The organism is Streptomyces sp. NPDC031340 (assembly GCF_055569945.1).
This window is the reverse complement of record NZ_JBVIIE010000040.1, coordinates 1-12,915: the sequence shown is the minus strand read 5'-3', so window position 1 is coordinate 12,915 and position 12,915 is coordinate 1. Positions and strand designations below refer to the sequence as shown.

8 protein-coding genes are annotated in these 12,915 nt (G+C 70.1%); 5 read left to right on the top strand and 3 right to left on the bottom strand.

Translation table 11 applies throughout. The annotated features are described in order from the left end of the window. The first annotated feature begins 5 nt into the window (after window positions 1-5). The 4 genes from ACZ5GT_RS27575 (at window position 6) to ACZ5GT_RS27560 (ending at window position 10,109) form a co-directional block, all read left to right on the top strand. A complete protein-coding gene (locus ACZ5GT_RS27575; protein ID WP_469031610.1) occupies window positions 6-935 on the top strand; it encodes a serine/threonine-protein kinase in 930 nt (309 codons plus the stop codon). A gap of 181 nt (window positions 936-1,116) precedes the next feature. Further along, window positions 1,117-2,379, top strand: coding sequence for a serine/threonine-protein kinase (locus tag ACZ5GT_RS27570; protein WP_469031609.1), 1,263 nt, complete (start codon window positions 1,117-1,119; stop codon window positions 2,377-2,379). A gap of 156 nt (window positions 2,380-2,535) precedes the next feature. Next, complete coding sequence (drmD, locus tag ACZ5GT_RS27565) at window positions 2,536-5,784, top strand: DISARM system SNF2-like helicase DrmD (RefSeq protein WP_469031608.1); 3,249 nt, start codon at window positions 2,536-2,538, stop codon at window positions 5,782-5,784. Further along, window positions 5,781-10,109 carry an Eco57I restriction-modification methylase domain-containing protein gene (locus tag ACZ5GT_RS27560; protein WP_469031607.1) on the top strand — a complete coding sequence of 1,443 codons (4,329 nt, stop codon included), beginning with the start codon at window positions 5,781-5,783 and terminating at the stop codon, window positions 10,107-10,109. The genes drmD and ACZ5GT_RS27560 overlap by 4 nt, the downstream gene beginning before the upstream one ends. A gap of 70 nt (window positions 10,110-10,179) precedes the next feature. Here the strand turns inward: ACZ5GT_RS27560 and ACZ5GT_RS27555 are convergent, their stop codons facing one another. Continuing rightward, window positions 10,180-10,386, bottom strand: coding sequence for a DUF397 domain-containing protein (locus tag ACZ5GT_RS27555; protein ID WP_469031606.1), 207 nt, complete (start codon window positions 10,384-10,386; stop codon window positions 10,180-10,182). Continuing rightward, on the bottom strand, window positions 10,383-11,117 hold the full coding sequence (locus ACZ5GT_RS27550) for a helix-turn-helix domain-containing protein (RefSeq protein ID WP_469031605.1): 735 nt from the start codon (window positions 11,115-11,117) through the stop codon (window positions 10,383-10,385). The genes ACZ5GT_RS27555 and ACZ5GT_RS27550 overlap by 4 nt, the downstream gene beginning before the upstream one ends. A 346-nt stretch (window positions 11,118-11,463) precedes the next feature. On the opposite strand from ACZ5GT_RS27550, the gene ACZ5GT_RS27545 reads away from it, so the two are divergent. Beyond that, window positions 11,464-12,414 carry a hypothetical protein gene (locus tag ACZ5GT_RS27545; protein WP_469031604.1) on the top strand — a complete coding sequence of 317 codons (951 nt, stop codon included), beginning with the start codon at window positions 11,464-11,466 and terminating at the stop codon, window positions 12,412-12,414. 43 nt (window positions 12,415-12,457) lie between these two features. Here the strand turns inward: ACZ5GT_RS27545 and ACZ5GT_RS27540 are convergent, their stop codons facing one another. After that, window positions 12,458-12,664 (bottom strand): DUF397 domain-containing protein, encoded by a 207-nt coding sequence (locus tag ACZ5GT_RS27540; protein WP_469031603.1) that lies wholly within the window; start codon window positions 12,662-12,664, stop codon window positions 12,458-12,460. Between the last annotated feature and the right edge of the window lie 251 nt (window positions 12,665-12,915).

Sequence of the window (12,915 nt, the reverse complement as noted above, 5' to 3'; positions counted from 1 at the left end):
GTCTGGTGCCGGGATCGGTGCTCTGCGACCGCTATCGGCTGGAGTCGATCCTGGGCCGGGGCGTGATGGGGCAGGTGTGGCAGGGCCGCGACCTGCCGCTCGACCGGCCGGTGGCCGTGAAGACCGTCGCCACGGAGCTGCTGGCCGTGCCGAGCAGCCGCGACGCGGCCCTCAGACGGTTCAGGAGGGAGACCCGGGCGGCCGCGCGGCTGGACCACGCGAACGTCGCCACCGTCTTCGACGCGTCACTCACGGACGACACCTGCTGCCTGGTGATGGAACTGATCGAGGGCACCACGCTCGAGTACCTCTTCGACCAGCAGGAGGACGGACGCTTCGACGTCCCCTCGGCGGTCGCCGTCGCCGCCCAGATGTGCGCGGGACTGTCCGCCGTCCACGCGGCCGGCCTCGTCCACCGCGACCTGAAGACGCAGAACGTCATGGTCCGCCGGGACGGCGTCGTGAAGATCCTGGACTTCGGACTGGTCAAAGTGCTCACCGACGCGGACCCTCGCCTGACGGCGACCGGTGAGGGCGTCGGCAACCTCTTCTGTGCCTCTCCCGAACTGCTGGCGGGGCGGGATCAACTCGACGGCCGCAGCGACCTGTACGCCGTGGGCTGCCTGCTGCACCACATGCTGACGGGCGAGACACCCTTCCCCAGCCGTCAGCCGGCCCTCCTGGCCTCCCACCATCTCGCCTCGCCCCCGCCCCGCGTCGCCGACTTCGGGGTGGACGTACCCGGCGACCTTCAGGACCTGGTCACCGCCCTGCTCGCCAAGCGACCCGACGACCGCCCCTCCTCCGCCGCCGAGGTCTACGCGGCCCTCGCGCCGCACCTGCCGGATCCGCGTCCCGAACTGGCCGTCAGGCGTACGGTCCCCGAGGATCCCCGCCGCCCGTTCTGGGTCCCGCAGGGCCCGGTTCCCCGGTGAGCCGGGCCGGCTGAACACAGCTGCGGTCACGAGATGATTGCGGGGGCCACCTTTGTGCTCCGGTGCGGCATGGGACTGCCGTGACCGGTGACAGAATGGCCCTGTCGGCCGGGTGCCGTGGCGTTCCCGGCAGCCGGGAGGCGGCGGGCGCGGCAGGCGCCGGGACTGGGGACGGGGCGCGATGCGGCGAAGCCTTGGACGGTACGAGCTCACGCACGAACTGGGCCGGGGCGGCATGGGGGTCGTCTGGGCCGCCCGAGACCGCGACCACCACCGGGACGTGGCCGTCAAGCTCCTCGCGACCCGCGGCAGGGGAGCCGAACCGAGCACGCTGGAACGCCGTTTCCTGCGCGAGATCCACCTGACCGGCCGCCTGCTCCACCCGGGCATCCCGGCCGTCCTCGACCACGGCAACCACGACGGCGAGCTCTACCTGGTGATGGACCTCGTCCCGGGCCGCGCCCTGGACGCCGTCCTGAAGAACGACGGCCCGCTCGGCGTCGGGCAGGCGGCGGACATCGCCCGCCGCACGGCCGAGGTGCTCGCCTACGCCCACGGTCAGGGCGTCGTGCACCGCGACCTCAAGCCGTCCAACCTGATGATCACCCCCGAAGGTGACGTCAAGGTCCTCGACTTCGGGGTCGCCGCCGCTCTGGAGCCCCAGCCCGGCGAGACCCGGTTCACCGCCTCCGACGCCACCCCCGGCACGGTCGTCTACATGGCGCCCGAACAGGCCGTGGGCCGCACCGTCCCCGCCAGTGACCTCTACTCGCTGGGCTGCGTCCTGTACGAGATGCTCACCGGCGCACCGCCCTTCACCGACGGCAGCCCGTTCATGCTCTACCACCGGCACGCCAACGAGCCCGTCCCGCCGCTCGCCGACCGCCGCTCCGGCGTATCGGACGGCCTGCGCGCCCTGGTCGAGCGGCTGCTGGAGAAGAAGCCCGAGGACCGGCCCGCCTCCGCCGCCGAGGTGGCCGCCCTGCTCGCCGCGTGGGCGCCCCGGCCGGCGCCCGCCACCGAGGCCCCGCCTGCTCACCCGCGCCTCGCGGAGATCGAGGCCCTGCGCCGGTCCGGAAGCCCCGCCCGCGCCCTGGAGGAGTACCAGAGCCTGATGGCCGCCCCCGGCCTCGACCGCGCGGGCCTGCTCGCCGCACGCGCCGGAGCCGCCCTGTGCGTGGGCGCGCTCGGACGCACCCAGGAGGCCCTGGAGGAGCTGAGGTCGGTCCTCGCCGAACAGCGCAGCCTGCTCGGGTCCGGGCACCCCGCCGTCCTCGACACCCGCTACGAGATCGCCGTGCTGCTGATCCGTGCCGGGGAACGGCACGCCGCCGCCGAACTGCTGCGCCGCCTGGTCGACGAGGAGGACGCGGTCCGGCCCGCTTCCGCCACCGGGCACGGGCGCAGCCGGGCGCTGCTGGAGCGCCTGCGGAGGATGGGCTGACGCGGCGTCGCCTCAGCCGCAGCCCAAATGTGTTAGCTCTGTTCACAGTTGACGGATCGTGTTACGCTCCGTGGCGCCGTTCCGGTGGGGAGACAGATCGGGGAGACAGATCACGGTCTACGGACGGCGCAGCAGACACCGAGGGGAACAGCGCTCATGACGTCGGCAGTTCAGCGTGCGACCGAGCGGACGGGGGCCGAAGAGCTCCCCGAGGAAGGCAAGCTCGTCGAAGTCCGCGGACAGTCATGGGTGGTGGCCCGGGTCGAGCCCTCCCCGCGAGCCGGAGACGGAGACAACGACCGCCGAAGCGCGACCCTGGTCCACCTCCAGTCCGTCGCCGACGGCCGCTTCGGCGACACCCTCTCCGTCATCTGGGAGGTCGAGCCCGGCCGCCGCGTCCTGCCCGCCGGCTCCCTCCCCGACGCCTCCACCGACTCCTACGATCCCCCGAACCGCCTCGCCGCCTTCCTCGACGCCGTCCGCTGGTCCGCCGTCGCCTCCGCCGACGCCAGGACCCTTCAGGCGCCGTTCCGTTCCGGTGTCGCCGTGGAGCCGTACCAGCTCGAGCCGGTGTCACGCGCGGTCGGCGCCCCCCGCGTCAACCTCCTCCTCGCCGACGACGTCGGCCTCGGCAAGACCATCGAGGCCGGTCTCGTCGTGCAGGAACTCCTGCTGCGCGGCCGGGCCCGCCGCGCCATGGTGGTCTGCCCGGCGGGCCTGACCCTCAAGTGGCGCGACGAGATGGCCGAGAAGTTCGGCCTGGAGTTCACCATCGTCGACTCCGAGCACTGTGCCCGCCTGCGCCGCACCCACGGCACGGCCGCGAACCCCTTCCGCGTCCACCCGCTCACCATCGTCTCCCTGCCCTGGCTGCGCGGCCAGAAGGCCCAGCGCCTCCTCGACGAGGTCATCGGCGCCCCCGAGGAGAGCCCCGACGGCGAGCACAAGCGCTTCTTCGACCTGCTCGTCCTCGACGAGGCCCACCACGTCGCGCCCGCCGCGCCCAAGCAGGTGTACGCCGTCGACTCCCAGCAGACCAAGCTGATCCGGCGCCTCGCCCCGCACTTCGAGCACCGCCTCTTCCTCTCCGCCACCCCGCACAACGGCTACCCCGAGTCGTACACGGCCCTGCTCGAACTCATCGACGACCAGCGTTTCGCCCGCGGCGTCGACCCCGACAAGGAAGCCCTGAAGGACACCGTCGTACGGCGCCTGAAGTCCACCATCACCGAACGCGACGGTGTGACGCTCCGCTTCCGCTCCCGCCGCACCCGCGAACTCGCCGTCGACTACACCCCGCAGGAGCGTGGGATCCACGGGCTGCTCGGGGAGTTCGCCGAGCAGCGCCGCAGGAAGCTCACCCCGAAGGCCCGGGGCGGGCGCCGCGCCGCCGACCTGGTGACCCTGCTGCTGAAGAAGCGTCTGTTCTCCTCCCCGGCCGCCTTCCTGCACACCGTCCGGGTCTACCTCTCCCACCTGGAGGACGCCGGCCCGGCGAAGGGACGCGCGGCCGCCGCCGAAGTCCCCGAGTGGCTGGAGGAGTTCGCCGACCTCGTCGCCGACCTGGACGACACCGGCCTCGTCGACGCCGAGGACGACGCCCTGACCCGCTCCACCTCGCTCACCCCCGCCGAGGACGGCCGGGAACTGGACCTGCTGCGGGAGATGGAGCGCTGGGCCCTCACCCACGAGGCCGCCCCCGACTCGAAGGCGGAGGCCTTCATCCGCGCGCTCAAGGCGATATGCCGCACGCCCGACGGCAAGCACTGGACGAACGAACGGGTCGTCGTCTTCACCGAGTACCGCGACACCCAGGAATGGCTCCACGACCTCCTCCAGCAGGAGGAACTGACCGACGGCGGCCGCGTCGAACGCCTCCACGGCGGCCTGTCCGCCGAGGAGCGCGAACGCATCCGCCTCGGCTTCCAGGCCGACCCCGCCCAGCCCGAGGGCAAGGTCCGCATCCTCCTCGCCACCGACGCCGCCGGCGAGGGCATCGACCTCCAGAACCACTGCCACCGCCTGATCAACTACGACATACCCTTCAACCCCAACAAGCTCGAACAGCGCATCGGCCGCATCGACCGCTGGGGCCAGAAGCAGGACCCGGAGATCACCCACTTCATCGGCTCCGGCTGGCAGCAGGCCCAGGCCGGCTCCTACGAGGCCGACCTCGAATTCCTCTCCCGCGTCGCCAAGAAGGTCGCGCGCATGGAGCACGACCTCGGCTCCGTCAACGCCGTCCTCGCCGACGCCGTACAGCGCCGCATGACCGGCGACACCGCCCCCGTCGACATCGAGAACGCCAGGCCGAAGCCGATCAAGGGCCGCCGCACCGGCGGCGAGGTCGCGCCCGAGCAGAACGTCACCGCCCAGACCAAGCGGCTCGCCGACCAGTACGAGGGCACCGTGACCGCCCTCGGCCTGACCCCGGCCAACGTCAAGCGCGTCGTGGACACGGCCCTCGCCCTCGACCACCAGCCGCCGCTGCTGCCCTCCGACTTCCGCGCCGAGCAGTTCGAGCCCGGCGACCTCTTCGAGGTGCAGCCCCTCTCCGGAAGCTGGGAGCGCGCCACCCGCGGCCTCGCCCACAAACTCCGCGAGGGCGAGCAGCGCCCGCTCACGTTCTCCTCGGTGGTGGCCGCGCAGGCCGGTGACGACGTGGTCCTCGCCCACCTGAAGCACCCGCTGGTCGCCCTGTCCACCCGCCTGCTCACCGCCGCCGTCTGGAACGCCGACTCGGTCGGCCTCAGCCGCGTCACCGCCGTCGTGACCGACGACCCGGCGGTGACCACCACCCTGGTCTCCGCCTACGCCCGCTACGTGCTCGTCGGCACCGACGGCACCCGCCTGCACGAGGAAGTCCTCTACGCGGGCGGCTGGTTCGGCGACACCGGCCGCTTCCGCCGCTGGGAGTCGGTGAACGAACAGGGCCGGGTCCTCTCCCAGGCGCTCACCGAGGGCACCGAGGCCGCCCCGCACCTGCGCAAGGAACTCACCGAGGCCTGGCCGGTGCTCCGCGACCGCCTCTACAAGTCCCTGGAAGCCCGCGCCGCCGAACTCGGCCGCCAGCTGGAGAGCCGGCTCGCCGACCGCCGGGCCGAGGAGGAGCGCCGCATCACCGCCACCCTCGACCGCTTCGAGGCCACCCTGCGCGCCAAGCTCAAGGAGGAGGGCGACGGCGACGGCGAACAGCTCGCCCTGCTGTCCACCCACGAGCTGACCGGCCACGAGCGCCGCCAGTTCGAGGACGACCGCCGCCGCTGGCGGGAACGCCTAGAAGGCCTGCCCGCCGAGCGCGAGCGCGAACTCGCCGCCATCGCCGCCCGCTACCGCGAGCCCCGCTCGCACCTCTTCCCCGCCGCCGTCGTCTTCGTCGTTCCCGCAAAGGAGGCCCGCCGATGAGCCCCCGCCGCACCGCGAGCTCCGGCATAGCCGCAGCCAAGGCCCAGGCCGCCGACGGCCGCCGCCAGCACCAGGAGTGGCTGGACCTCACCGAGGTATCCGGCCCCTTCCTCACCATGCCCGTCCTGCTGCGCGCCTGGCCCCAGCTCGACGCGCTGGAGAAGGACGAGCGGGCCAGGCTGCGCGCCCGCCACGCCGACTGGCAGACCGACACCACCGCGGGCCGCGACGAGTGGGTGGCGTACATCCTGAGCCGCCTCCTCGGCTGGAACGACGCCCTGACGCTCCGCGTGGGCGAGTCGGAGCACGATGGCCTCGACCGTCTCACCCTGCGCGTCGCCGAGCACAACACCGAGGTCCGCCCCGACTTCGCCCTCGCCGACCCGGGCACCGACCTCGCCACCGAACCCAGCACCGAGGCCGCCGCCAAGCGGGTCCGGCTGCTCGGCATGACGGTCCCGGCAGGCACTGCGCCCACCGCCCGCGCGGGCGGTGGCGGCGACTGGGCGGCGGCCCCCGCCGACCGCCTCGCCCGCCTGCTCCGCCACCACGGCGTGCCGCTCGGCCTGGTGACGGACGGCCGCTGGTGGTGCCTGGTATGGGCCCCGCTCGGCGGCGTCACGACCACCGCTGTCTTCGACGCGATCGGCTGGAACGAGGCCGCCGAACGCAACGTCGTCCGCGCCTTCGTCTCGCTGCTGCGCCGCCGCCGCTTCTTCGAGTACGACGAGCCCGAGACGCTGGTGGGCCTGCTCAAGGAGAGCCTGGCGGCGGGCGAGGACGTCACCGAGGCACTCGGCGTCCAGGTCCGCCAGGCGGTGGAACTGCTGGTGGACGCGATCGGCCGCGCGGACGTACGGGCGATGGAGGACGGCGCCCCCGGCCTGCACGCCACGGGTGTCAGCGCCGGCGAGGTGTACCGAGCCTCGGTCGCCGTGATGATGCGCATAGTGTTCCTGCTCTTCGCCGAGGAACGCGGTCTGCTCCCGGCGGACAACGAGGTGTACGCCCGGTCGTACTCCGCCCGCTTCCTGCGCGACGAGCTGAAGGCACGGGCGGACGAGGAGGGCGAGGCGTCGCTGGAGCACACCAGGTCGGCCTGGCACCGCCTGATAGCCCTGTTCCACGCCGTGCACGGGGGAGTGGACCACCCCGGCTCCGGACTCCACCTCCCGGCGTACGACGGCTCGATCTTCGACCCCGACGCCTACCCCTGGCTGGAGCGCACCACCCCGCTCCTCCCGATAGACGACCGCACGGTCCTGCACATGCTCCAGGCCGTGCAGGAGGTCCGCGTCGGCAAGGGCAAGGACCGCGAGGTCCGCACGCTCAGCTTCCGCGCGCTGGATGTGGAGCAGATCGGTTACGTCTACGAGGGTCTGCTGTCCTACGACGGGCGCCGCGCGACCGAGCACATGGTCGGGCTGATCGGCCCCGAGGGCCTGGAGCACGAGGTCCCGCTGCGGGAGCTGGAGTCCCTGGCTGCGAAGTCCGGCGGTTCGCTGAAGGCGCTGGCGAAGGCGATCCACGAGAAGTGGAAGGACCCGAAGCCGCCCGCGACGGCGGGCCAGTTGGAGAAGAAGCTCGCCCCGGTGGGAGCCGAGGCCGCGGCGGAGACGCGTCGCCGCCTGAACGCGGTGACCAAGAGCCACGCCGGCCTGACGGAGCGGCTGCTGCCGTTCGCCGGCATCCTCCGCGACGACCTGCGGGGCCTCCCGACGGTCATCCCGAACGGCGCCCTGTACGTCACCGAGTCCTCCCTCCGGAAGAACACCGGCACGCACTACACCCCCCGCTTCCTCGCGGAGGAGGTCGTGCTGCACGCGCTGGAGCCCCTGGTGTACGAGCCGGGCCCGCTCCAGACGGCGGACACGGCGGAGTGGCGGCTGAAGTCCTCCGAGCAGATCCTGGACCTCAAGGTCGCGGACATAGCGATGGGTTCGGCGGCGTTCCTGGTGGCGGCCTGCCGCTACCTGGGCGACCGCCTGATAGAGGCCTGGGAGAACGAGGGCCGCACCGACGCGATGGCCTACCGGGCGGGGCGCGCCGTGGAGGCCGTGACGGCTGCCGACGCGGAACAGGACCCGGTGGTCATCGAGGCCCGCCGCCAGATCATCGAGCACTGCCTGTATGGCGTGGACATCAACCCCATGGCGGTGGAGATGGCCAAGCTGTCGCTGTGGCTGGTGTCGATGGACCCGGGGCGCCCGTTCACGTTCCTGGACGACCGGCTGGTGTGCGGCGACTCGCTGCTGGGCGTGCACAGTATGGAGCAGATCCAGGGCGTCCACATGAAGCCGGAGCAGCAGACCGACATCCTGGCTGAGCAGGCCCGGCAGTTGGTGGACCAGCTCACGCGGGAGCGCCTGGCGATCACCGCCATCAAGGGCGTGGACCTGCCGGCGCTGAAGAGGAAACGCGAGCGCCTGGAGGAGGTTAACCGGCACTCGCGGCGCCTGCGGTTGGTGGGCGACCTGATCGCGGGGGCGGCACTGGCGACGTGCGCCGCGGGTCGGGTGCCCTGGTACGCGGAGGACGGCGGCGAGCGCGTCCGGGACCTGTTCCCGCAGGCGGCGTGGATCGTGCAGCAGGTTATGGAGGACGGAGTCGAGGACGACTCCGAGGTGGTGCGGAAGGCCCGGGCCAAGGCGGAGGAGTGGCTGGGCGCTGAGCTGCCGGAGGGGGCGCTGGAGCGGCGGCCGGTGCATTGGCCGTTGGTGTTTCCGGAGGTGTTTACGCGGAGGGGAGGGTTCGATGCGATTGTAGGTAACCCGCCATTCCTTGGCGGACTTAAATTGAAGACTTCTTTCGGTGAAGCGTACCGCGATTTTTTGGTTGAGACAGTTGGCCGTGGCGTTCGAGGCGTTCGAGGCACCGCTGACCTGGTTGCATACTTCTTGCTCAGGCAGGCTGGCCTGCTCAATACAAAGGGGCAGGTGGCGGTAATCTCCACCAATACGTTGGCGCAAGGCGATTCTCGAGCCGTTGGTCTTCAGCAGTTGGTGGATGACGGTTTCCAAATAAGAGCTGCCGTCAGAAGTAGGCCCTGGCCATCCCGCTCGGCAGCGCTTCATTACTGTATTGCGTGGTTGACTAAAGCTCGACTCTCCAGCCTACTGCGCCGTGTCCTGGATGGTGCACCAGTCGCAGGTATTGACGCGTCTCTGAGTCCGATGACGCGTTCCTCAGGGCTCGTGGGTCGGTTGTTGTGCAATCAAGGAATCGCATTCCAGGGATCCAACCTGCTGGGTACAGGTTTCACTCTCTCTCCGGGCGAGGCTGCAAGCTACACTGCGGTCGATGGAAGAAATTCGGCGGTTCTCTTCCGTTACTTGAATGGCCAAGATCTGAATTCGCGGATCGACTCAATGGCCAGTAGATGGGTGATCTCCTTCTGGGATTGGCCTCTGGAAAAAGCCGAGAAGTACCCAGAGCTCCTGGAAAGAGTGCGATCGCTGGTTAAGCCTCAGCGAGACAAGGATCCGATCAAAGCTTACCGTGAGTATTGGTGGCGATTCGCCGCCCATCGGCCCAATCTTTACCGCGCGCTGCGCAATTTGGACCGGTGTGTCGTTCTGGCGAGATCGAGTGACCTGGTAATGCCTGCCCTCGTGTCAGCGAAGCAAATCTTCTCTGAAAAAGTGATCGCATTTGCCACGGACGATCTGGGTGAGTTGTGCTTCTTGTCTAGTTCGGTGCATTATTGGTGGGCGATTGATCGGGGAATTGCACAACCTAAAGTGCCAAATTATGCCCCATCGGATGTGTTTGATACGCTGGTTCGTCCGGCTGTGCATTCGAACCTTCGAATCCTTGGGGGGCGCCTCGATAGTCTCCGTCGCGATCTGATGAGACGGCGGAATATCGGTCTCACTGCCTCTTACAACTTGTTTCATGACCCCGACTGTTCGGATGACGATGTTACAGAGCTGCGTCGGACGCACGAGGAGATTGACAGGTTCACTGTCGAGGCGTACGGCTGGCACGACCTCTTGGACGGCTCCGGGCAGACACCGCCCGCCGATCCAACTCACGAGACGTTCCCGCTCGACCACGGCTTCCATGAGACCGACCAGGGCACCCGCTACACCATCGGCCTGCTCGCCCGGACCGAGATCATCGACCGGCTGCGCCAGCTGAACCACCAGGCGTACGCCGACGAGGTCCACCTCGGCCTGCACAAGGGAGTAACGGAGGAGAAGGCGAGGGAGAAGCACCCCGATCTGCCCCCGCCCTCCCCGGAGGCCATCCGGAAGCGTAAGGAGCAGCTGGCCGCACGGGGTGGTTCGGATTTCGGTGAGGGCGCTGAGGGCGCCCTCTTCTGAACCGCTGGCATGACAACGGGCTTGCTCGGGTCACCCCAAGTGGCCCGAGCAAGCCCGTCTCCCCTATGCCCTACCTCGTCGCGAGCGTCACGAAAGCCGCCCACCGGTCCCGGTCGACCCGCAGCACGGGCCCAACGCCCGCAGCCTTGGAGTCCCGCACGTACACGGCGTCAAGGTCGGCAGCCACCTCCACGCAGTCACCGCCGTCCGACCCGCTGTAGCTGCTCTTGAACCAGCGCAGCCCGTCCTTGTTACCGGTCACCAGCTCCATGCTCATGTCTCTCCCACCAGCCGTTTGATGAGCCGCGCAGACTCCTCGACGTTCAGGGCCTGCGATCGCAGCTTGCCATAGCGCAACGCGAACGCGCTGACGTCGGCAGGATCTTGGACCATGCACCCGACACCTTGGGACTCGAAGTACCCGATGTGCCGATGCTGTTCCGGCTCCACCACCACGAACGGACCGTTCTTGCCGGGGTGGAACCCCCGCCCGGCAGGCATGATCTGAACTTCGACGTTCCGAAACGCAGTGACCTCCAGCAGCCAGTGCCACTGCTCGCGCATCACCTCTGGACCGCCCACCGGATCGCGCAGCGCCTCCTCACCGATGATGAACGACAACTCCGCCATCGGCACCCGCGTCAGCAGCTTCTGTCGACTCAGCCGGGCCTCCGTGTGCTGGTCCATGATCTCCTCGCTCAGCGGCGGGCAGTGGCCCGCGAACACCGCTCGCGCATACCTCTCCGTCTGCAACAGCCCAGGCACCAGCAGCGGGTCGTAGGAGAAGCGGCTCAGCACCTCCGCCTCGATGAGGGCGAAGTCACGGAAGAACCGGGGCAGCTTCGCTCGGTCCACCTCGTCCTGGAGGACTTCCAGTACACCCCTCGCCTCCAGCGCCCGGTCCGCCGCCCTCGTGAACGCCGCCTTCGCCGGCCGGCGTCCCTGCTCGACCGAGGCGACCTGCTCCTGCGAGTAGCCGATCGCCTCCCCGAGTTCCTGCTGGTTCATCCCGGCCCGTTTGCGCAGGTGCTGGAGCAGCCTGCCGTAGGCCGACCACGCTCCCGGCAGGTCGCGTCCCTCGTCCCTCGTCCTTCGTCCGCACCGTACGACCGTTCCGCGGCTCCCGCGCTTCTCGCGTCTCCTGCACCGCCCTCACGCCCCTTCGTTCCGAAGTACACCCACCCGCCCCCACCACCCCCAGGGCCTTGTCCAACGCGGGTCGCGAGGGCCGGGACACGCCTCGGGACCCGTACAACGGCCGTACAGAAACCCGTATGACACCGGACTCGCCATCGGTAAGGTGGGGATCTTCGGGCGGCGTCGGCCCCCGGAGTCCCCGAGGTGACCGTTCCCGATGTCACGTCACGCGATGAACGACCACGCCGATGCCGCCGTGCAGGAGGCGTGGAGCCTGCCCTCCGTCTATGCCTCGCGGGGGTACGAGGCCCTGTGGTGGACGGTCGGGCCGGCCGGGGAGCTGGCGGTCATGCTGGTTCACCGGCGGTACCTGGAGCGCAGCCCCTACATCAAAGGGTGGGTCGGGTGGCGGCCGAAGGCCCCGTTCACCGGCGAGCTGCTCACCGTCACGGGGCAGGGGGAGCGGCGCACCCTCGTCGGGGACATCCGGATCTGGCCCAGCCACCTGGCCCTGCTCCCGGAGTCGCGGTTCCTGCTGGTGAGCGGCCGTACGCGGCGGGGTGGGACCGAAGGCGCCTGGGAGCCCAACGCCGTGGTGTACTCCGCCTCGGGAACGCCCGAGGGCGAGTTCTGCGTCGGCGACGACATCCCCGCCCTGGTGACCGACCGCCGCGGAGGGATCTGGACCGCCTACGGGGACGAGGGCATCTACGGCGGACACCCGGAATCCGCGGCCGGCCTCGCGGGCTGGAACACCGAGGGCCGCGCGACCTGGCACCCTCGCGGCCGGCTGCCCGACCACCCGCTGGAGGGCTGCACGGCGGCGACCGAGGACGACCACGTGTGGCTTGTCTGGTACTCCGGCAGCCGGTCCGGCACCCACCTGACCCGGATCACTCCGTCCACCGGTGAAGTGACCAGCCACCGCAGCCCCGTACGCAACCCCGACGGCTTCGCAGTCCGCGGCGACCGGGCGGTACTGACCCGCCGCCACCACAACAAGCGGACCGTCGAACTCACCCGCGCCGAGCTCGACGGCACCGCCTGGACGGTGACCGACCGCCGCACACTCGACGTACCCGGCCGGGTCGTCCTGCGCTGCGGCCAGGGCCGCGACGGCACCCTCTGGCTCCGCACCGGCGACACCTGGCTGCGCATCGAGGCGTGAAGCCCCCGACGTTCGGCAGCCTCCGCCGCTATACGCTCCGGAACTACCCGGCCGCGAGTGCCACGAAGGCGGCCCACTCGGCCCGGCCCACCCGCAGCACGGGGCCGTCGCCCACGGCCTTGGAGTCCCGTACGTACACGGTGCCCGCTCCGGCGGCCACCTCGACGCAGTCGCCACCGCTCGTCCCGCTGTAGCTGCTCTTGAACCATGCGAGGTCGCCGGGCTGCACAATGTGCTGGTCGATGCTCATAGCTCCCCTGCCATGCGCTTGATGAGACGCCAGGACTCCTCGGTGCTGAGGGGCTGCGTCCGCAGCGTCCCATACCGAAGCCAGAACTCGCTCACCTCATGCCGGTCGGACCGCACACTCACGATGTCTTGGGCCTCAACATAGACGTGCTGTTTGCGGGAGGAATAGTCAATACCTGTGGATCTGGGGGCGGCGGTAAACATCAAAGTCTGCCGAGGTCCGGGGGCTCGTCTGCGAAGCTGCGGTCCAAA